20 protein-coding genes are annotated in these 18602 nt (G+C 68.4%); 9 read left to right on the top strand and 11 right to left on the bottom strand.

Annotated elements, in window-relative coordinates; all coding sequences use genetic code 11:
• Window positions 1-98 precede the first annotated feature (98 nt).
• From DIE02_RS24835 to DIE02_RS24805, 7 genes are all read left to right on the top strand, one after another.
• Window positions 99-383, top strand: coding sequence for a DUF333 domain-containing protein (locus DIE02_RS24835; protein WP_044844690.1), 285 nt, complete (start codon window positions 99-101; stop codon window positions 381-383).
• A 179-nt stretch (window positions 384-562) separates the two neighbouring features.
• Entirely contained in the window at window positions 563-883 is a 321-nt protein-coding gene (sugE, locus tag DIE02_RS24830) for a quaternary ammonium compound efflux SMR transporter SugE (protein ID WP_044844689.1), read from the top strand.
• Between the two features lie 215 nt (window positions 884-1098).
• The gene (locus tag DIE02_RS24825; protein WP_040144699.1) at window positions 1099-1716 is read left to right on the top strand and encodes a DUF4126 domain-containing protein; all 618 of its coding nucleotides are present in this window, start codon (window positions 1099-1101) and stop codon (window positions 1714-1716) included.
• Window positions 1713-4328 (top strand): FtsX-like permease family protein, encoded by a 2616-nt coding sequence (locus DIE02_RS24820; RefSeq protein ID WP_185702653.1) that lies wholly within the window; start codon window positions 1713-1715, stop codon window positions 4326-4328. The genes DIE02_RS24825 and DIE02_RS24820 overlap by 4 nt, the downstream gene beginning before the upstream one ends.
• 42 nt (window positions 4329-4370) lie before the next feature.
• On the top strand, window positions 4371-4781 hold the full coding sequence (locus tag DIE02_RS24815; RefSeq protein ID WP_044844686.1) for a group II truncated hemoglobin: 411 nt from the start codon (window positions 4371-4373) through the stop codon (window positions 4779-4781).
• A 104-nt stretch (window positions 4782-4885) separates the two neighbouring features.
• A complete protein-coding gene (locus DIE02_RS24810) occupies window positions 4886-5617 on the top strand; it encodes an alanyl-tRNA editing protein (RefSeq protein ID WP_124487219.1) in 732 nt (243 codons plus the stop codon).
• Window positions 5614-6231, top strand: a complete 618-nt coding sequence (locus DIE02_RS24805; protein ID WP_044844684.1) for a DUF924 family protein — start codon at window positions 5614-5616, stop codon at window positions 6229-6231. The genes DIE02_RS24810 and DIE02_RS24805 overlap by 4 nt, the downstream gene beginning before the upstream one ends.
• Before the next feature lie 102 nt (window positions 6232-6333).
• Here DIE02_RS24805 and DIE02_RS24800 read toward each other — a convergent pair whose 3' ends face one another.
• The 11 genes from DIE02_RS24800 to DIE02_RS24750 form a co-directional block, all read right to left on the bottom strand.
• Entirely contained in the window at window positions 6334-8229 is a 1896-nt protein-coding gene (locus tag DIE02_RS24800) for a glycosyl transferase (RefSeq protein ID WP_124487220.1), read from the bottom strand.
• A gap of 228 nt (window positions 8230-8457) precedes the next feature.
• On the bottom strand, window positions 8458-9219 hold the full coding sequence (locus DIE02_RS24795; RefSeq protein ID WP_124487221.1) for an SDR family oxidoreductase: 762 nt from the start codon (window positions 9217-9219) through the stop codon (window positions 8458-8460).
• A 22-nt stretch (window positions 9220-9241) separates the two neighbouring features.
• Window positions 9242-9823: a TIGR00730 family Rossman fold protein gene (locus tag DIE02_RS24790; RefSeq protein ID WP_044844682.1), complete on the bottom strand. Its 582-nt coding sequence runs from the start codon at window positions 9821-9823 to the stop codon at window positions 9242-9244.
• A complete protein-coding gene (locus tag DIE02_RS24785; RefSeq protein WP_044844681.1) occupies window positions 9820-10575 on the bottom strand; it encodes a TetR/AcrR family transcriptional regulator in 756 nt (251 codons plus the stop codon). The genes DIE02_RS24790 and DIE02_RS24785 overlap by 4 nt, the downstream gene beginning before the upstream one ends.
• A gap of 192 nt (window positions 10576-10767) precedes the next feature.
• Window positions 10768-11304, bottom strand: coding sequence for a diacylglycerol kinase (locus DIE02_RS24780; protein ID WP_044844680.1), 537 nt, complete (start codon window positions 11302-11304; stop codon window positions 10768-10770).
• Entirely contained in the window at window positions 11301-12335 is a 1035-nt protein-coding gene (locus DIE02_RS24775; RefSeq protein WP_044844679.1) for a glycosyltransferase family 1 protein, read from the bottom strand. Before DIE02_RS24775 ends, DIE02_RS24780 begins: the two co-directional genes overlap by 4 nt.
• Window positions 12336-12365: 30 nt before the next feature.
• The gene (locus DIE02_RS24770) at window positions 12366-13304 is read right to left on the bottom strand and encodes a UDP-2,3-diacylglucosamine diphosphatase (protein ID WP_124487222.1); all 939 of its coding nucleotides are present in this window, start codon (window positions 13302-13304) and stop codon (window positions 12366-12368) included.
• 259 nt (window positions 13305-13563) lie between these two features.
• The gene (locus tag DIE02_RS24765; protein WP_124487223.1) at window positions 13564-14076 is read right to left on the bottom strand and encodes an RDD family protein; all 513 of its coding nucleotides are present in this window, start codon (window positions 14074-14076) and stop codon (window positions 13564-13566) included.
• Window positions 14077-14082: 6 nt separating this feature from the next.
• Complete coding sequence (locus DIE02_RS24760) at window positions 14083-14844, bottom strand: DUF3106 domain-containing protein (RefSeq protein ID WP_124487224.1); 762 nt, start codon at window positions 14842-14844, stop codon at window positions 14083-14085.
• A 30-nt stretch (window positions 14845-14874) separates the two neighbouring features.
• A complete protein-coding gene (locus DIE02_RS24755) occupies window positions 14875-15300 on the bottom strand; it encodes a DUF3619 family protein (RefSeq protein ID WP_044844675.1) in 426 nt (141 codons plus the stop codon).
• Window positions 15297-15860, bottom strand: a complete 564-nt coding sequence (locus DIE02_RS24750) for an RNA polymerase sigma factor (RefSeq protein WP_040144687.1) — start codon at window positions 15858-15860, stop codon at window positions 15297-15299. Before DIE02_RS24750 ends, DIE02_RS24755 begins: the two co-directional genes overlap by 4 nt.
• Window positions 15861-16212: 352 nt before the next feature.
• Between DIE02_RS24750 and DIE02_RS24745 the strand changes: the two genes are divergently transcribed.
• Together DIE02_RS24745 and ilvN are read left to right on the top strand one after the other, a co-directional pair.
• Window positions 16213-17976 carry an acetolactate synthase 3 catalytic subunit gene (locus DIE02_RS24745; RefSeq protein ID WP_044844674.1) on the top strand — a complete coding sequence of 588 codons (1764 nt, stop codon included), beginning with the start codon at window positions 16213-16215 and terminating at the stop codon, window positions 17974-17976.
• A gap of 112 nt (window positions 17977-18088) precedes the next feature.
• Window positions 18089-18580: an acetolactate synthase small subunit gene (ilvN, locus tag DIE02_RS24740; protein WP_034207977.1), complete on the top strand. Its 492-nt coding sequence runs from the start codon at window positions 18089-18091 to the stop codon at window positions 18578-18580.
• Window positions 18581-18602 lie beyond the last annotated feature (22 nt).

Here is an 18602-nt window from a genome sequence, read left to right as displayed (position 1 = left end):
TTCGGCGCGACATTGCCGCCGCATGCGCGGGCCGCGCACACCGGCCACGGATTCCCCGCTATGCTGACCGTTCCGCGAACAAAATCGAGGAGCGTGCAATGTCCGTCCGTCTGGTCGTCATCTGTGCGCTGGCGCTCGCTGCGCCCGGCGCGTTTGCCCAGCCGCTGCCGCCCGGGCAGCAGCCTTCGGCGCCGCAACAGGCGCTCGCCAATCCCGCGTCGGTCAACTGCGAGAAGCTCGGCGGCCGCCACGTGATCCGCAACCTGTCGAGCGGGCAGGTCGGCATGTGCGTGTTCAAGGACGGCCGGGTGTGCGACGAATGGGCGCTGTACCGCGACGACCGCTGCGTGGGCGGCGGCGGCGCCAAACGCGTGTCGAACTGAGACCGGGCGCGGCCGGGCGGCGGCGCGCGGGCCATGCGTCGCAGCGATCCCCCCGTTCGCCCCCGGCCGGCGCATCCGGCATGCCCGTAAGCGTCTTGTTATACTCGGCGCCGCCCGGGGACGACCCCGGGCCATTCGCTTCAACGGGGACGGCCCCATCCGATCCGGAGTACGTCGAGATGGCGTGGGTATGGTTGTTGATCGCCGGTTTGCTGGAAGTGGCCTGGGCGGCCGGCATGAAATCGTCCGAGGGTTTCACGAAGCTCGGACCGTCGGTGGTGACGATCGTGGCGGCGCTCGCCAGCTTCGGGCTGCTCGCGGTCGCGATGCGCCAGTTGCCGCTCGGCACCGCGTATGCGGTATGGACGGGCATCGGCGCGGTCGGCGCGTTCGTGTTCGGGATCGTGATGATGGGCGAGGCGCTCACCGCCGCCCGCGTCGCGAGCGCGTCGCTGATCGTGCTCGGGCTGATCGGCCTGAAGCTGTCGTCGGCTGCGTGACGCCGCCGCGCCGACCGGCGCCCGCGCCCGGCCGTGACGCACTGCGGAATTGCGGCGGCCCGCCTGCCAGCCTGTCTATAATGGAACGCATTCGGGCCTGAATGCCGCTGCGCCGTTCCCGGCAGGCGGCACCGGTTGCCACGCGCCGCGCGGCCGGTCATACCGACTCGATCCGATCAATCGGCAAAGCGCACGGAAAGTGCAAGGAGAGGGCCATGATCGAAGCCATTTCGCTCGGCGCGGGGCTCGCGTGGGCGAGCGGGCTGCGCCTTTACCTGACGGTGCTGATCGCCGGCGTGCTCGCGCGGGTCGGCTGGCTCCATCTGCCCGACACGCTGGCGGTCCTGACGTCGCCGTGGGTCATCGGCGCCGCCGCCGTGCTTGCCGTCACCGAATTCCTTGCCGACAAGATTCCCGCGTTCGATTCGCTGTGGGACGCGGTCCACACCTTCATCCGCATTCCGGCCGGCGCGGTGCTGGCCGCCGGTGCGCTCGGCCATGCCGACCCGACCGTGCTCGCGGTCGCCGGGCTGGCCGGCGGCTCGCTCGCCGGTGCCGCGCACGTCGCGAAGGCCGGCACGCGCGCGCTGATCAACCTGTCTCCCGAGCCGATCTCGAACTGGGTCGCATCGTCCACCGAAGACGGCCTCGTGTTCGGCGGCCTCGCACTCGCGTTCTTCGTTCCGCTTGCGTTCCTCGTGCTCCTCGCGGCGTTCATCGCGGCATCGGCCTGGGCGCTGCCGCGTCTGTGGCGCGGCGTGTCGGGCGGCTTCCGCGGGATGGCGAACCACATGGTGTCGCGGCTCAACTCGATCGGGGGCAAGCGCGATTGAAGGCGCCGTCAACCGCCGAGCGGCAGCGTCCTGACCTTTCGCCGGCCGGGCGGCCCGGCCATGCCGGCCGCTTCGGCTGGCACGACCTGATCCGCCAGGCCGCACGGATGACCGCACGCGACTGGCGTGCCGGCGAACTGACGCTGCTGGTGCTCGCGCTGGTGCTCGCGGTCGCCGCGCTGACGAGCGTCGGTTTCCTCGCCGACCGGTTGCGCCAGGGGCTTGAGCGCGACGCGCGCCAGATGCTCGGCGCCGATTTCGTCGTGCGTGCCGACCATCCCGTCGATCCGTCGTTCGATCGCGAGGCGCGCGCACTCGGCCTGCGCACCGCGACGACCGCGATCTTCCCGAGCATGATCGCGTCGGCCGCCGGCCGGCAGGCGAGCGACGCGGCGCCCGCGCGCCTCGCGGCCGTGAAGGCCGTGTCGCCCGGCTATCCGCTGCGCGGCGCGGTCGAGATCGTGCCGGCCGGCACCGCCGCCGCGCACAAGGCGGCCGCGATTCCCGCGCCCGGCACCGTGTGGGCCGATCCCGCGCTGCTCGATACTTTGCATCTGAAGGCGGGGGATACCGTGCGTGTCGGGTTGCGCACGTTCACGGTCGCCGCGTCGATCTCCCGCGAACTCGATCGCGGCTTCTCGTTCGTCAATTTCTCGCCGCGGCTGATGATGCGCGCGGACGAGCTTGCCGCGACCGGGCTCACCGGCTACGGCAGCCGCGTCACGTACCGGCTGCTGGTCGCCGGCGACACGCCGGCCGTCGCGCGCTTCGAGGCCTATGCGCACGGGCGCGTCGACGGCGGCAAGCTGCGCGGCGTCGGTCTCGAATCGCTGCAGGAAGGCCAGCCGCAGGTGCGCCAGACGCTCGATCGCGCGCGCCATTTCCTGACGCTCGTCGCGCTCCTGACCGCATTGCTCGCGGCGGTCGCGATCGCGATGGCCGCGCAGCGCTACATGCGGCGCCATCTGGACGGCTGCGCGACGATGCGCTGCCTCGGCGTGAGCCGGCGCACGCTCGGCGCGCTGTTCGCGCTCGAATTCGCCGGCCTCGGCATCGTCTCGGGCGTCGCCGGCGCGGTGCTCGGCTACGGCGGCCACTGGGCGCTCCTGGCGGCGCTCGGCGGCCTGATCGACGTCGCGCTGCCGCCGCCGACGCTTTGGCCCGCGCTCGTCGGTATCGGCACCGCGCTCGTGCTGCTGCTCGGCTTCGCGTTGCCGCCGCTCGCGCCGCTCACGCGCGTGCCGCCGGTGCGCGTGTTGCGGCGCGACTGGGGGGACGCGTCGCGCACCGCGTGGGCCGCGTATGCGCTCGGTGTCATGCTGTTCGCGGGGCTGCTGATCGTCGCGGCGGGCAACGTGAAGCTCGGGCTGATCGTCACGGGCGGGTTCGCCGGCGCCCTGGTCGGTTTCTCGCTGATCGCGCGGCTCGTGCTGTACGCGGCGGCGCGCGCGGTGCGCGATGCGCGCGTGGCGGCGGGCATCGGCTGGCGCTATGCGCTCGCGTCGCTGCACCGGCGCGGCACGGCGAGCGCGCTGCAGATCACCGCGCTCGCGCTGGGCCTGATGTGCCTGCTGCTGATCGCGATCACGCGCAACGATCTCGTCGCCGGCTGGCGGCAGTCGATGCCGCCCGATGCACCGAACCAGTTCCTGATCGACATCCAGCCCGACCAGCGCGACGACGTCGCGGCGTGGCTCGCCGCGCACGGCGTGCGCGATGCGGTGCCCGCGCCGACGGTGCGCGGCCGGCTCGTCGCGATCAACGGCAAGCCGGTGAACCCGCAAGCGTATCCGTCCGACGAGGCGCGCCGGCTCGTCGATCGCGAGTTCAACCTGTCGTATACGACCGAGCTGCCGCCCGACAACCGGATCGTCGCAGGCGACTGGTTCGGCAATTCGGCCAGCCCGCAGATCTCGATCGAGGCCGGGCTGGCGCAGACGCTGAACGTGAAGCCGGGCGACACGCTGCGCTTCGACGTGACGGGGCTGACGGTCGATGCGCCGATCACCAGCGTGCGCAAGCTCGACTGGGGCACGTTCCGCGTCAACTTCTTCGTGCTGATGCCGCCACCGGTGCTGAAGGATTTCCCGGCCGTCTACCTGACGAGCTTCCACCTGCCGGCCGAGCAGGCGGCGCTGCTCGATCCGCTGATCGCGCGCTACCCGAACCTGACCGCGATCGACATCGCGCCGATCCTCGCGCAGCTGCAACGGATGATGCTGCAGGTGGTCGGCGCGGTGCAGTTCCTGTTTGCGTTCACGCTCGCGGCGGGCGTGCTGGTGCTGTACACGGCGCTGGCCGGCTCGCGCGACGAGCGCGTGCGCGAGGCCGCGCTGCTGCGCGCGCTCGGCGCGTCGCGCGCGCAGGTCAATGCGGTGCAGCGCGCGGAATTCATCGTCGTCGGCGCGCTGGCCGGCGCACTGGCTGCGGCGGGGGCGATCGCGGTCGGCTGGGTGCTCGCGTCGCGCGTGTTCGAGTTCCGGCTCGCCGTCGATCCGTGGCTCGTGCCGGCCGGCATCGCGGCCGGCGTCGCGTGCGCCGGTGCGGCCGGCTGGCTGAGCCTGCATAATGTGTTGCGGCGCCCGGCGCTGCAGTCGCTGCGCGACGCTTGAGCGTCGCCGGCGGCCCCGACTATCCCGTTTCCGATTATCCGTATGACCGATGTGAATGATGAAGCGCCGTCGCAGCCGACGGCGTTCGAGCTCGTGGGCGGCGAAGCCCGCGTGCGCGAGATGGTGGACCGTTTTTACGACCTGATGGACCTCGAGCCCGAGTTCGCGGAGATTCGCGCGCTGCATCCGGCGTCGCTCGACGGCTCGCGCGACAAGCTGTTCTGGTTCCTGTGCGGCTGGCTCGGCGGCCCCGATCACTACATCAGCCGGTTCGGCCATCCGCGGCTGCGCGCCCGGCACCTGCCGTTCCCGATCGCGTCGGTCGAGCGCGATCAGTGGCTGCGCTGCATGGCGTGGGCGATGGAGGACGTCGGGTTGCCCGAGCCGCTGCGCGAACGGCTCATGCATTCGTTCTACGACACGGCCGACTGGATGCGCAACCGGCCCGGTTGATCGACCGGTACGCCGCTGTCCGGACGCCGGGCGAACTGCGTCTGGGCGGCCGGCGCGGTGCGGCGCGACACTGGTCGTTTCCCCATCGATACGAGGTTCGCCCGATGATGACCCAGGCCCTGTTTCGCGACGATGCCTATCTGACGCAGTGCGAGGCCGTCGTCGCGGCCGTCGGCGAAGACGGCATCCGGCTCGACCGCACCGTGTTCTATCCGCTCGGCGGCGGGCAGGCCGGCGACAGCGGCACGCTGACGCTGCCCGACGGCAGCACGATCGCGATCGTCGACACGCGCAAGGCGAAGTTCGAAGGCGCAACGCCCGACGATGCCGTGCACGTGCCCGAGGCGGGCCAGGAAGCGCGCGTCGCGGCGCTCGCACCCGGCGCGCGCGTGGTCGCGGACATCGACTGGCTGCGCCGCTACCGGCGCATGCGATTGCATACGGCCGCCCACCTGATGTGCGCGGTGCTGCCTTACCCGGTCGACGGCTGCAGCGTGACGGCCGACTACGTGCGGCTCGATTTCGCGACGTCGGACACGATCGACCGCGTCGACGTCGAGCGCCGTCTCGCGGAACTGGTCCACGGCGCGCATGCGGTCACGACCGAATGGATCACCGACGCGGAGATGGCCGAGCGCCCCGAACTCGTGCGCACGATGAGCGTGAAGCCGCCGCTGGGGCTGGGCCGCGTACGGCTGCTGCGCATCGAAGGTGTCGATCTGCAGCCGTGCGGCGGCACGCATGTGCGCAATACGTCGGAAATCGGCGACCTGCGGGTCGCCAGACTTGAAAAGAAGAGTGCGCGGACACGGCGCCTCGTGCTGGAGTTTGCATGACGATCGACAACCTGACGGACAGCGCCGCGGCGCTCGATCCGCAAGCGCGCGAGATTCTCGATTTCTGGTTCGGCGAACCGGATTCGGCGGCGTTCGGCCATGCGCGCAAGGTGTGGTTCAACGGCGGCGCGGCGTTCGACGACGTGCTTCGTACGCGCTACGGTGCGTTGCTCGACGCCGCGTGCGACGGCGCGTGCGATCACTGGGCCGACACGCCGCTCGGCGCGCTCGCGCTGATCGTGGTCCTCGACCAGTTCTCGCGCAACATTCACCGCGGCACGCCGCGCGCGTTCGCCGCCGATCCGAGAGCGCTGGCGCTCGCGCGGCGCGTCGTCGCGGCCGGGTGGGACGCGCAGTTGCCGAGCGGCCATCACCGCGCGTTTGCGTACCTGCCGTTCGAACATGACGAGTCGGACGCGAGCCAGCGCGAGGCCGTGCGCCTGTGCGCTGGCATTCGCGGCGAGGCCGGGTGTGCGAGCTATCACGACTTCGCGTTGCGTCATGCGGCCGTGATCGGGCGTTTCGGCCGTTTTCCGCACCGGAACGCGATTCTCGGCCGTGCATCGACCGATGCGGAGGCGGCATTCCTGCGCGAGCCCGGCTCGTCGTTTTGACGGGCGGGGGGGCGGGATGGCGGGCATGAAGCCGCGCTCGCGCGCCGCTTGCGCTGGTCTTCCGGACATGACGACGGCGCCGTTTTGCGGCGCCGCCTTGCATTACTTCGTTTCGTGCGCCTCGGGCGTGCGCACGTAGACGCGCAGCAGCTCCTCGTCGTCGCCGGGGCGGGCGCCGGTCCAGAACAGTTTCCATTCGCTGCCCGGTGCCGGATCGACGGCCCGCACGCCCTGGACGATCATCCACGTGCAGCGCGTCGTCTTCGCGTCGTCGATCGGCGTGTGCTGGATACCGGAGAAGTAGTACATCATCGGCGCTTCCGATTCGCCGAGCCCGTGCAGGCTCGCCATGCAGTCGCCGTCGCTCCACTCGAGCGCGAGATGCGCGTTCAGGTCGTCGAACACCGACCGGTAGCTCTTCGCGACGTCGAGCCATGGCAGCAGCAGCGTATAAACGAGACCCCACGCGACCAGCGCGCCTGCGCCCCACGACAGCGCGCCGCGCCACAGGCCGGTCGTGCGCAGCTTCGGCAGCAGCGACAGCCAGCCGACCGTCAGCGCGAGCGCACCGATCACGAGCCCGGGCACGATCGGCATGGTCCAGTCGAGCGGCAGCCAGCGGCCGAGCACCGCGAGGTTCGCACGCGATGCACCGGGATCGGCCATGACCGCCCAGATCATCCACGCGAGCGCGACGACGGTGCCGAACAGCAGGCGGCTCAGGTAGTCCCATGCGAGATGCAGCCCGCGCGGCAGGCGGTCGATCGCCTGCGCGGCGACCAGCGCGAGCGGCGCGAAGAACGGCAGGATGTAGAGCTGGCGCGAGGTCGCGGACACTTGCAGCACCGCGAGGCCGATCCCGGCGAACAGCACGGGCAGCGCGATGCGCGGCGTGCGCCAGTCGCGCCATGCGCCTCGCGCCAGCGCGGCGATCGCGAGCGGCGCGACCGGGAAGCCGAGCAGCAGGAACGCACGCAGGATGAAGAACGGCTTGTCGTTTTCCGCGCCGAGTTCCGGCACCGAGAAACCGAAGAAGCGGCCGACGTTGTTGTCCCAGAACCACGTCATGAACAGCGTCTCGGAACGCAGGAACAGCGCGGTCGGCCAGATGAGCGCGAACGGTGCGAACACCAGCGCGGCGACGCCGAGCGAGCGTGCGAACGCGCGCGTACGGCAGGCGGGGTAGAGCACCAGCGCGCCCGTGAGCGTGGCCGCGAACACGAGCGGCACGAACAGCCCCTTCGCCATCAGCGCGATGCCGACGCCCGCGCCGAAGAGCGGCGCGGCCCAGCGGCCGGACGGCCGCACCGGCAGCCCGTGCCGCATCTGCCGCGCCTGCGCGACGTGCCGCATCACGAGCTCGAGCAGGCCGCAGAAGCCCATTGCGGTGCCGGCGAACAGCGCGACGTCCGTCATCATGTCGTGCACGTGCTTGATCACGACGAGCGTGCCCGCGCTCAGCACGACGGGGCCGATCACGCGCAGGTCGAGCCAGCTGTCGGCCCGGCCGGCACTGCGGGCCGCGCGAGCGATGAAGCCGAACGCGAGCGCCGCGAACAGCGCGCTCGCGAGCCGTGCCGCGTCGTGCAGCGGCATTACCCGCTGCAGCAGCCACGCGAGGCTCGTCGCGACCCATGCGTAGAGCGGCGGCTTTTCCATGAACGGCTGGCCGGCGCTGGTCGGCACGACGAAGTCGCCCGTCTCGAGCATGTGCTGGATGATGCCGAACGTATAGGTTTCGTCCTGCTTCCACGGATCGTGGCCGAGCACGCCCGGCAGCGTATACGCGCACACCAGCGCGGCAACCAGCAGCCAGACGCGCCAGCCGAGCCGGAGGACGCGATCGCGGGTGGCGTTCGGTGCGGCGGCGCCGGCCACGGCAGGCGTGCCGGCGCCATCGAGTGTCGCGCTGAGGTTGGGATCGGCGGCTGAGCGTGCGTGCGCGGCCGAAGCGGGCACGGCCGTGCGTCGCCGGCCGGGCGCTGCGGTTCCTGGCATGGAAAAGATCTCGGTCGGGTCAAGCCGGTCCGGCGACATGGGCCGGGACCAATAAGGGTCGCATCGAGGCGAAATGACAGCCGGATGACCGGCCGTTTTTGGCTTGGCGCTAGTAGAACACGGAACCGTTACGGATGTTTACTGAAACAGCCGCGATATTGTGGAGATTTGTGGTGTCGTGACCACGGACGGCCCCGGTCGGCCGTTTTTCCGCCTTTTGGGGCGGGATTACCGGCCGCCGCCGACGTCGAGCAGGGCGCCCGTCGTGTAAGACGCCGCGTCGCCGAGCAGCCAGACGATCGCTTCCGCGATCTCCTGCGCTTCGCCGGCGCGGCCGAGCGGCGTCTGCGCGCCGAGGCGTGCCGCGCGGCCCGGCTGGCCGCCGCTCGCGTGGATTTCCGTCTCGATCAGGCCGGGGCGCACCGCGTTGACGCGTACGCCGTGCGGGCCGAGTTCCTTCGCGAGGCCGATCGTCAGCGAATCGACCGCGCCCTTCGAGCCCGCGTAGTCGACGTACTCGTTCGGCGAGCCGAGCCGGGACGCGATCGACGACACGTTGACGATCGCGCCGCCGCGCCCGCCGCGATCGGTGGACAGCCGGCGCGCGGCTTCGCGCGCGCACAGGTAGGCGCCGAGCACGTTGGTGTCGAACATCCGCCGCAGCCGTTCGACCGGCATGTCGGCGAGCGGCAGCGACGGCGCGACGATCCCCGCATTGTTGACGAGCGCGTCGAGGCGACCGAACGCGGTCGCGACCGTATCGAACATCGCGATGACGTCCGCTTCGTTCGCGACGTCGCCGGCGACGACGCACGCGCGGGCGCCGGCGTCGCGAACGGCTTGCGCGGTCAGTTCGGCTGCCGCCTCGTCGCGCGCGTAGTTGATGCCGACGTCCCAGCCGCGCCCGGCCGCGAGCACGGCGGTCGCGCGGCCGATGCCGCGGCTCGCGCCGGTGATGAGGACGGCCTTGCGCTCGGACGGTGCGGGCATCGCGTGCGGCTCCTGATGAACGTTACTTGGCCGCGTCGGTTGCCCACTTGTCCTGGGCGAGCGGCTGGTAGCGGCGCAGCTGTTCGATCAGCGCGACCGGTTCGGCGTCGATGCACAGTGCGTCGAAGTAGGCCGGGCGCATGAAGCCTTCGTCGACCGTATGGCGCAGCAGCGCGATCAACGGATCGTAGAACGAATCGATGTTGTACAGCGCGACGGGCTTGCGGTGATAACCGAGCTGCGCCCACGTATAGACCTCGAAGAATTCCTCGAGCGTGCCGGCGCCGCCGGGCATCGCGACGAACGCGTCGGACAGGTCGGCCATCATCTTCTTGCGGTGGTGCATGTCGGGTACGACGTGCAGTTCGGACAGCCCGGTATGGCCGACTTCCTTGTCGACGAGCAACTCGGGGATCACGCCGACCGCACGGCCGCCGGCCGCCATCACTTCATCGGCGATCACGCCCATCAAACCGACGCGGCCGCCGCCGTAGACGAGCGTGAGGCCCGCATCGACGAGCGCGCGGCCGAATGCGCGCGCGGCGTCCGCATAGACGGGCCGCACGCCGGACGACGAGCCGCAGTAAACACAGACTGCCTTCATTGTTTCGTATCCTTCGCGGCGGGCTTGGCGGCGACCGGGCTGCCCGCGGGGCGCGGCGAACCGTCGCGCGGCGGCAGGTAGTCGGTGAACTGGCGCTTGGGCAGCTTGCCGGAGACGAGATCGTCGAACAGCTGGCGCGAACGGCCGCGCAGGTACGGGGCCATGATCGAGATCACGTGCATGCTCACCTGGTGCAGCTCTTCGCGGATCGCGTCCTGGTCGTTGTACTTGCGCGGATGCATCACGTACTGATACGACAGCCAGTACGTCGAGATCACCGCCATGTTGGTGGCGATGACTTCGATCTCGGCGGGCGTCGCGACCATTTCGGCGTCGGACACGAGCAGTTCGCACATCTCGTGCGCGAAGCGCACCTTGTGGCTGATGATCTGCTTGAAGTGCGTCTCGAGCGTGCGGTTGCGCGCGAGCAGGTCGTTGAGGTCGCGATACAGGAACCGGTAGGTCCACATGAAATCGGCCATGTACTGCAGGTACGACCAGGTCTCGTCGATCGTCGGACGGTGATCTTCGGGGAAGCGTAGCCGCCGTTCGATCTGCTGCTCGAACTGCGCGAAGATGCTGTTGATGATGTCGTCCTTGTTGCGGAAATGGTAGTACAGGTTGCCTGGACTGATTTCCATTTCCTCGGCGATCGTCGTGGTCGTGACGTTCGGCTCGCCGATCTCGTTGAAGAGTTTCAACGACAACTCGAGAATCCGTTCGCGGGTGCGGCGGGGAGGTTTCGCTTCCATGTCGTCCGGCCCTGTGTGTGCCGGACTGGCGGGCGCTGCAATCGATGCTGCGGGATTCGTCCGGCGCGGGTTGCTGTTCTAAGTCTGGCGGACGATTATAAACCGCGGTTTCCTTGCATCGGGCGCATTTCGTGATCGCGATGCGTTCCGCGCATGGTGCGCCGCCGCACGCGGGCGGCGTCGCGGGGGTTGCTAGAAGCCGAGCCAGCGGGCGATCACCGGCCCGAGCACGAAGCCCCACGTCGTCACGCACGCGAACAGCGCGACCGTGACCGCCGCGCTGCCGAGATCCTTCGCGCGCTTCGACAATTCGTGGCGCTCGAGCGAGATGCGGTCGATCGCGGCCTCGACGCTCGAGTTCAGCAGCTCGACGATCAGCACGAGCAGCACCGACGCGATCAGCAGCGCGCGCGATGCGGCGGGGACCGGTGAGAACGCACCGATCGGCAGCATCAGCGCGGCGAGCGTGAGCTCCTGGCGAAACGCGCTCTCCTCGCGGATCGCGACGCGAAACCCGTTCAGCGAATGCTTGAGCGCGTACCACGCGCGCGTGATGCCGCGGTGGCGCTTGTACGGGTTCGGCGGCAGCGGCGCCAGGCGATCGTCGGGGCCGAGCGGTTCGTGCGGGTGCACGTCCGCGTCGGCGTGCGGCTCTTCTTCGTCGAACGGACGATGCAGTGGCGCCGTGATGGCAGGGGACGGGGTCTTGTCGTTCAGGTCTCGTTTCAAACGGCGGCACCTTCGGCGGGCGAGTACGCAGTCTTCGGCAGCGGCTTCAGATGCGACGCGAACTGCTCGGACGCCGCGCGCCACGAGAAGCGTTCGGCCCACGCGCGGGCCGTCTCGCGTTCGATCTTCAGCGCCTCCAGGCAGGCTTCCTGCAGGTCTTCGTGCATCGCGCCGGCAGCGCCCCCGCCCAGCACGTCGATCGGGCCCGTGACGGGGTAGGCGGCGACCGGCGTGCCGCACGCGAGCGCCTCCAGCAGCACGAGGCCGAACGTGTCGGTGCGACTCGGGAACACGAACACGTCGGCCGCAGCATACACCTTGGCGAGCTCGGCTTGCGACAGTACGCCAAGATAGTTCGCTTCCGGGTAGCGCGACTTCAGCTCGGCGAGCGCCGGACCTTCGCCCGCGACCCACTTCGAGCCGGGCAGGTCGAGGCGCAGGAACGCCTCGACGTTCTTCTCGATCGCGACGCGGCCCACGTACAGGAAGATCGGCCGGGCGGTGTTGAGCACCTTCGACTCCATCGGCCGGAAGATGTCGAGATCGACGCCGCGCGTCCACAGCACGACGTTCGTGAAGCCGAACTTCTCGAGGTCCTGCTTCACGACCGGGGTCGGCGCCATCACCGCGAGCGACGGCCCGTGGAACCAGTGCAGGAACTTGTAGGTCGCCGACAGCGGAATCCCGAAGCGCGCCTGCACGTATTCCGGAAAGCGCGTGTGATACGCGGTCGTGTACGGCAGCTTGCGCGCGCGTGCATAGCGTCGCGCGGCGAGGCCGAGCGGGCCTTCGGTCGCGATGTGCAGCGCGTCGGGTGCGAACGCATCGATCCGCGCGCGCAGCTTGCGGTACGGCAGGATCGACAGGCGGATCTCGGGATAGGTCGGGCAGGGCACCGTGCGGAATTCCAGCGGCGTCAGCATTTCGACCCGGTGGCCGAGCGCGGTGAGTTCGCGGGTGGTGCTCTTCAGCGTGCGCACGACGCCGTTGACCTGCGGTTCCCACGCGTCGGTGACGATCATGATCTTCATCGCGGCATGTGTCCTGTAAGTGGAGTTGTGTCAGGCAGTGGCCTTGGCCTTGCGCGACGGGGCAACGGACGGCGCGGTGCGCATCGCCGTCCAGTAGACGACCTTCAGTTCGCCTTCCATCGTCTCGACGAGCGCGGACAGGCTCTCGACCCAGTCGCCGTCGTTGCAGTACAGCACGCCGTCGATGTCGCGGATCTCCGCCTTGTGGATGTGCCCGCACACGACGCCGTCGCAGCCGCGGCGGCGCGCCTCGTCGGTCATCACGGTCTCGAACTGCGAGATGAAGTTCACCGCGTTCTTCACCTGGTGCTTCAGGTACTGTGACAGCGACCAGTACTGGAACCCGAGCCGGCTGCGGATCCGGTTGAACCAGCGGTTCAGCACGAGGATCAGCGTGTAGAGCGTGTCGCCGAGATACGCGAGCCATTTCGCGTGCTGGATCACGCCGTCGAACAGGTCGCCGTGCACGATCCACAAACGTTTGCCGGCGAGCGTCGTGTGGAACGCCTCGCCGCGCACCTGGATGTCGCCGAATGCGAGGTCGCAGAACTGCCGCGCGCCTTCGTCGTGGTTGCCCGGGATGTAGACGACCTGCGTGCCCTTGCGCGCCTTGCGCAGTACCTTCTGCACGACGTCGTTGTGCGCCTGCGGCCAGTACCAGCCCTTCTTCAGCTGCCAGCCGTCGATGATGTCGCCGACGAGGTACAGGTATTCCGAATCGTTGTGGCGCAGGAAATCGAGCAGGTACGGCGCCTGGCAGCCGCTCGAGCCGAGATGGATGTCGGACAGCCAGATCGTGCGGTAGCGATGCGTGGACGGCTCGGGGTCGTCGCGCTGCGTGACGTGTGCGGCCGCCGGTTCGTGCGGCGAAAGGGCATCGGTTGCGGCCGAGCCGGACAGGAAGGCGGTGACGGCGCGGGCGCCGAGCGGTTGACGGAACAGGGAGGTCGCGGACGTTTTCTGGCCCATGCATGACTCGCGCCGGTTGACATTACCGGCATTGCGCCATGCGGGCGTGACCATGCCGTGACAGTCACGAGACGTTCTTATTACTGTCGTCGCGGCGTGTTTAGCAGTGAATGTGGCGGTGTTGCGTAATCTGCCGAACCGACTGGCCTGCGGTTACCGTGCATGCCTCGCGGGGCGGGCGTGTGGGCGGTTTCGAGTGGTTTTGTCTGATGAATGCGCGGATGCGCGGAGCCGTCCCGCGATCACGCGAACCGCGCGGTCAGCGCGGAATCGCGACGACGCGCGTGCGGGCGATGCGGTCGTGCGGAAACTGGCGATCGCTATGCAGGCGGGCGGCGCCGGCCCAGACGACGATCCACGCGGCGGCGAGCGCGAGCGTGACGGGCACCGACAGGCCGAGGAGCGGATGCAGTGCGAGCGGCGGCAGGAACCACAGCCAGCCGAGCGCGTAGCGGACGAGCGCGTGGCCGGCGTTCAGCGGCCGGCCGCTCGACGATTCGAGCCGCAGCCGCCAGGTCTTCATCGGCAGCGTCTGGCCGCCATGGGTCCAGAACCAGACGAAGTACGCGCCGACGACGAGTGCGATCCACGCGGCGAGCAGGTTGTGATGGACGAGGCCGTTGCGCTGCTGCGTCGCGAGGCTGAAGGCGAGGGCGGCGAAGAATACGACGCCGAACAGCAGCACGGCTTCGTACAGCATCGCCGCGAGGCGCCGCCGCACGGACGGCGCGGCGGCGACGGCCGGGGCCTCGGTTGCGGGGGCGCTTGCCACGGCGGGTCAGGAACCCTTGAACATCGACGGCGCGTCGGCCGGCGACACGGGCGTGACGGTCGCGGGTGCGGGGGCGGTGCCGGACGTGGCCGATGCGGTCACCGGCGGCGCGCCGGCGCCGACCGATGCGGGCGCCGGTGCCGCAACAGGGTTGCTCGCCGGATGTTCGTGCGAATTGACGAGGCGGCGCACGTCGCGGTCGGCGACGGTCGGCGGCGCGCTGACGACGCTCGGCCGGCGCCGGCGCTCGGTCGCGGCGAGGCGCTGCTTCTGTTCTTCGGGCAGTTGCTGGTAGGCCTTCCATGCGCGCTCGCGCGCCTGCGCGGAAAGCTCCTTCGCGCTCTGGTAATTCTCGCGCGCGACGCGGCGCTGCTCGGGCGTCATCCGCGCCCACTCGGACATCCTGTCCTGCAGGTGCTTCTGCTCATCGGGCGTCAATTTCGCGAAACGGGACGCGATCTTCAGCCATTTGCGCTTGCGCGCATCGCTGAAGCCATCCCACTGATCGGCGAACGGCGCGAGTGCCGCGCGTTGCGCGGGCGTCAGGCGCGCCCACGAGAGCGGGCCGTTGGCGGCCGGCAGCGGCAGGGGCAGCGGGGCGAGTTCGGTGGTCAGGCCGGCCGCGGCCGAGGTCGGCGCGGGCGCGCTGCTGGCCGCGGCGGAGACCGTCGCGGGGGGCGGGTTGAATCGGGAATAGGTGGCGACGTAGGAAATGGCGATCGCGATCACGCATCCGAAAAATACGGCCAGGCCGCGTTTCTGACTCACCCGTGCGATCCCCTCGTTATTGTCTGTTTGTTAGCGTGTGTGCGAAAGATACGCGTTGAACCCGTGATCGAGATACGCGTTGAGCGGCAGGTCGTCGCTGAGCATCGCCGCGTCGATGTCGGCGAGTTCGGCGGTGCGCTGCATGTCTTCCCAGTACGCGATGCCGACGAGCCCCGCGAGCAGCAGCGCGAGCGGCCACGCGCGCAGCAGGCGGCGCGCGAACGACGTCTGCGGACGGCTCGCGGGCGGCGTGCCGTATGCGGCGGCGGCACCGGCGAAGGCGGGCACGAACACCGGCGCGGTGGCGGCTTCCGGCTTCTTGCGCGCGAGCGCGGCCCGGCGCGCGACGGCCAGACGATCGGTGGTCGCGGCAGGCAGCGCCGCGGCACGTTCGTCCAGTGCGCGGCGGACCTTCAGCGCGAATTCGTGTTCTCGATTTACGGGAGCGGAGCTCATAGCGTGATTCCTTTGGCCTTGAGCGCTTGCGCCAGGGCATGGGTGGCTCGCGAGCAGTGCGTCTTGACGCTGCCTTCGGAGCACCCCATTGCGGCGGCAGTCTCGGCGACATCCATATCTTCCCAATAACGCATCAGGAACGCTTCCCGTTGACGCGTCGGAAGTTTCTGGATTTCTTCGTCGATCAGGGCCAGAACCTGCTCCCGCTCGAGGCGGTGCTCGGTGCTCTCGACACCTGCATTGTCGTCCGCTGACTCGAGCGTTTCCAGTGGATCGAAGTCCTCGTCGTCCGTATTGTTGAGCGACGAGAACAGCGTGACCCAGGTATTGCGGACCTTCTGCCGGCGGAACCAGTCGTGGATCGCGTTCTGCAGGATCCGCTGGAACAGCAGCGGCAGTTCGGCCGCCGGCCGGTCGCCGTATTTCTCCGCCAGCTTGATCATCGCGTCCTGCACGATGTCGAGCGACGCATCGTCGTCACGCACGGCGTACGCAGCCTGCTTGAACGCGCGCCTTTCGACGCCCGCCAGAAAGTCGGCGAGTTCCTTGTCTGATGCCATTCCGTAAAGGTATGCGCTGCGGACTGCGGCGTGTGAAAGGTCGAAAAATTTCGTAAAACCCGCGGATGCTAACAAATTTTCGCGCGACTTGGCACCGGTTGCGGTTCGCCCCGTTGCTTGCGAGCCGCGTCCGCGGCCCGCCGGGCGGGGCGCATGATGCGCTGCGGGATATTTTGCTTGACGACCCAATCATGACCCGCTATCGTCAGCGATTCGCAACATGAAGTGATGGTCTCATTTGAGGCTGGCCCAAGAAGCCCGCCCTTCAAACTGGACGCGCCGCTTGAACCCGAGCCACAAGCCCGGCAGAGAGCACCCGATCAATTTTTTGCCGAAAATTCGAAAGGTCAAAATGAACATGCCCAGCGCGGAATTCTCCACGTCGGAACCCCTTTCCCCTCCCGATAGCGACTCCATCGGCGCCACCGTGCTCATGAAGGCACTGGCCGACGAAAACGTCGAATTCATCTGGGGCTACCCCGGCGGCTCGGTACTCTACATCTACGACGAGCTTTACAAGCAGGACAAGATTCAGCACGTGCTGGTGCGCCACGAACAGGCGGCCGTGCACGCAGCCGATGCGTATGCGCGTTCCACCGGCAATGTCGGCGTCTGTCTCGTGACGTCCGGCCCTGGTGTCACCAATGCGGTGACCGGCATCGCGACGGCCTACATGGATTCGATCCCGATGGTCGTGATCAGCGGCCAGGTGCCGACTGCCGCGATCGGCCAGGACGCGTTCCAGGAATGCGATACGGTCGGCATCACGCGTCCGTGCGTGAAGCACAACTTTCTCGTGAAGGACGTGCGCGACCTCGCGGAAACCGTCAAGAAGGCGTTCTACATCGCCCGCACCGGCCGTCCGGGCCCGGTGCTGATCGACATCCCGAAGGACATCTCGAAGACGCCGTGCCAGTACGAGCCGGTCAAGAGCGTGTCGCTGCGCTCGTACAACCCCGTCACGAAGGGCCATTCGGGCCAGATCCGCAAGGCCGTGTCGCTGCTGCTGTCGGCGAAGCGTCCCTATATCTACACGGGCGGCGGCATCATCCTCGCCGATGCGGCACGCGAACTGAACCAGTTCGCCGACCTGCTCGGCTACCCGGTCACGAACACGCTGATGGGCCTCGGCGGCTATCGCGCGTCGGACAAGAAATTCCTCGGCATGCTCGGCATGCACGGCACCTACGAAGCGAACATGGCGATGCAGCACTGTGACGTGCTGATCGCGATCGGCGCGCGCTTCGACGACCGCGTGATCGGCGACCCGGCGCACTTCGCGTCGCGTCCGCGCAAGATCATCCACATCGACATCGACCCGTCGTCGATCTCGAAGCGCGTGAAGGTCGACATCCCGATCGTCGGCGACGTGAAGGAAGTGCTGAAGGAACTGATCGAGCAGTTGCAGACGGCCGAGCACGGCCCCGACACCGACGCGCTCGCGCAATGGTGGAAGGACATCGAAAGCTGGCGCGCGAAAGACTGCCTGAAGTTCGACCGCGACAGCGAGATCATCAAGCCGCAGTACGTGGTCGAGAAGGCGTGGGAGCTGACGGACGGCAACGCGTTCGTGTGCTCGGACGTCGGCCAGCACCAGATGTGGGCCGCGCAGTTCTACCGTTTCAACAAGCCGCGTCGCTGGATCAACTCCGGCGGCCTCGGCACGATGGGCTTCGGCCTGCCGGCAGCGATGGGCGTCAAGATGGCGCACCCGGACGACGACGTGCTGTGCATCACGGGCGAAGGCTCGATCCAGATGTGCATCCAGGAACTGTCGACCTGCCTGCAGTACGACACGCCCGTGAAGATCATTTCGCTGAACAACCGCTATCTGGGCATGGTCCGCCAGTGGCAGCAGATCGAATACAGCAAGCGCTATTCGCATTCGTACATGGATGCGCTGCCCGATTTCGTGAAGCTCGCCGAAGCGTACGGCCATGTCGGCATGCGGATCGAAAAGACCTCGGATGTGGAGCCGGCGCTGAAGGAAGCGCTGCGCCTGAAGGACCGCACCGTGTTTCTCGACTTCCAGACCGATCCGACCGAAAACGTCTGGCCGATGGTACAGGCCGGCAAGGGCATCACCGAGATGCTGCTCGGATCGGAAGATCTGTAACGGCGCGACGCGCGTCCAGGCCGGGAGCGGCCGCCTTCACGAAGGGCGGTGCGGCACCGGGCGGCGCGCGGCGCGAGTGAATCGACACGGACACATTCTGGAAGAAGCGAACATGAGACACATCATTTCCGTCCTGCTGGAAAACGAACCGGGCGCGCTGTCGCGCGTGGTCGGTCTGTTTTCCGCACGCGGCTACAACATCGAAACCTTGACGGTGGCGCCGACCGAAGACCAATCGCTGTCGCGGCTCACCATCGTTTCCATTGGCTCCGACGACGTGATCGAACAGATCACGAAGCATCTGAACCGCCTGATCGAGGTGGTGAAAGTGGTGGACCTGACCGACGGTGCACACATCGAACGCGAGCTGATGCTGATCAAGGTACGTGCAGTGGGCAAGGAGCGCGAAGAAATGAAGCGGATGTCGGACATTTTCCGCGGCCGCATCATCGACGTGACCGAAAAGACCTACACGATCGAATTGACGGGCGCGAGCGACAAGCTCGACGCATTCATCCAGGGGCTGGACGCCACCGCGATCCTAGAGACCGTGCGTACCGGCAGCTCCGGCATCGGACGCGGCGAGCGCATCCTGAAGGTGTGATGCCGAAATTGCCAAAGAGGCA

Source organism: Burkholderia sp. Bp8991, assembly GCF_003853795.1.
In the GTDB taxonomy this organism is placed as follows: Bacteria; Pseudomonadota; Gammaproteobacteria; order Burkholderiales; family Burkholderiaceae; genus Burkholderia.
The sequence above is the reverse complement of the archived record's forward strand: the minus strand, read 5'-3'. Positions and strand labels throughout refer to the sequence as shown.

Bases quoted from the DNA above. Each gene is read 5' to 3' on its own strand.
- DIE02_RS24810 (WP_124487219.1), top strand. From the start codon at position 4,886: ATGATGACCCAGGCCCTGTTTCGCGACGATGCCTATCTGACGCAGTGC.
- sugE (WP_044844689.1), top strand. From the start codon at position 563: ATGGCGTGGGTATGGTTGTTGATCGCCGGTTTGCTGGAAGTGGCCTGG.
- DIE02_RS24835 (WP_044844690.1), top strand. From the start codon at position 99: ATGTCCGTCCGTCTGGTCGTCATCTGTGCGCTGGCGCTCGCTGCGCCC.
- DIE02_RS24800 (WP_124487220.1), bottom strand. From the start codon at position 8,229: ATGCCAGGAACCGCAGCGCCCGGCCGGCGACGCACGGCCGTGCCCGCT.
- ilvN (WP_034207977.1), top strand. From the start codon at position 18,089: ATGAGACACATCATTTCCGTCCTGCTGGAAAACGAACCGGGCGCGCTG.
- DIE02_RS24790 (WP_044844682.1), bottom strand. From the start codon at position 9,823: ATGAAGGCAGTCTGTGTTTACTGCGGCTCGTCGTCCGGCGTGCGGCCC.
- DIE02_RS24825 (WP_040144699.1), top strand. From the start codon at position 1,099: ATGATCGAAGCCATTTCGCTCGGCGCGGGGCTCGCGTGGGCGAGCGGG.
- DIE02_RS24805 (WP_044844684.1), top strand. From the start codon at position 5,614: ATGACGATCGACAACCTGACGGACAGCGCCGCGGCGCTCGATCCGCAA.
- DIE02_RS24755 (WP_044844675.1), bottom strand. From the start codon at position 15,300: ATGAGCTCCGCTCCCGTAAATCGAGAACACGAATTCGCGCTGAAGGTC.
- DIE02_RS24775 (WP_044844679.1), bottom strand. From the start codon at position 12,335: ATGAAGATCATGATCGTCACCGACGCGTGGGAACCGCAGGTCAACGGC.
- DIE02_RS24785 (WP_044844681.1), bottom strand. From the start codon at position 10,575: ATGGAAGCGAAACCTCCCCGCCGCACCCGCGAACGGATTCTCGAGTTG.
- DIE02_RS24750 (WP_040144687.1), bottom strand. From the start codon at position 15,860: ATGGCATCAGACAAGGAACTCGCCGACTTTCTGGCGGGCGTCGAAAGG.
- DIE02_RS24745 (WP_044844674.1), top strand. From the start codon at position 16,213: ATGAACATGCCCAGCGCGGAATTCTCCACGTCGGAACCCCTTTCCCCT.
- DIE02_RS24815 (WP_044844686.1), top strand. From the start codon at position 4,371: ATGACCGATGTGAATGATGAAGCGCCGTCGCAGCCGACGGCGTTCGAG.
- DIE02_RS24795 (WP_124487221.1), bottom strand. From the start codon at position 9,219: ATGCCCGCACCGTCCGAGCGCAAGGCCGTCCTCATCACCGGCGCGAGC.
- DIE02_RS24770 (WP_124487222.1), bottom strand. From the start codon at position 13,304: ATGGGCCAGAAAACGTCCGCGACCTCCCTGTTCCGTCAACCGCTCGGC.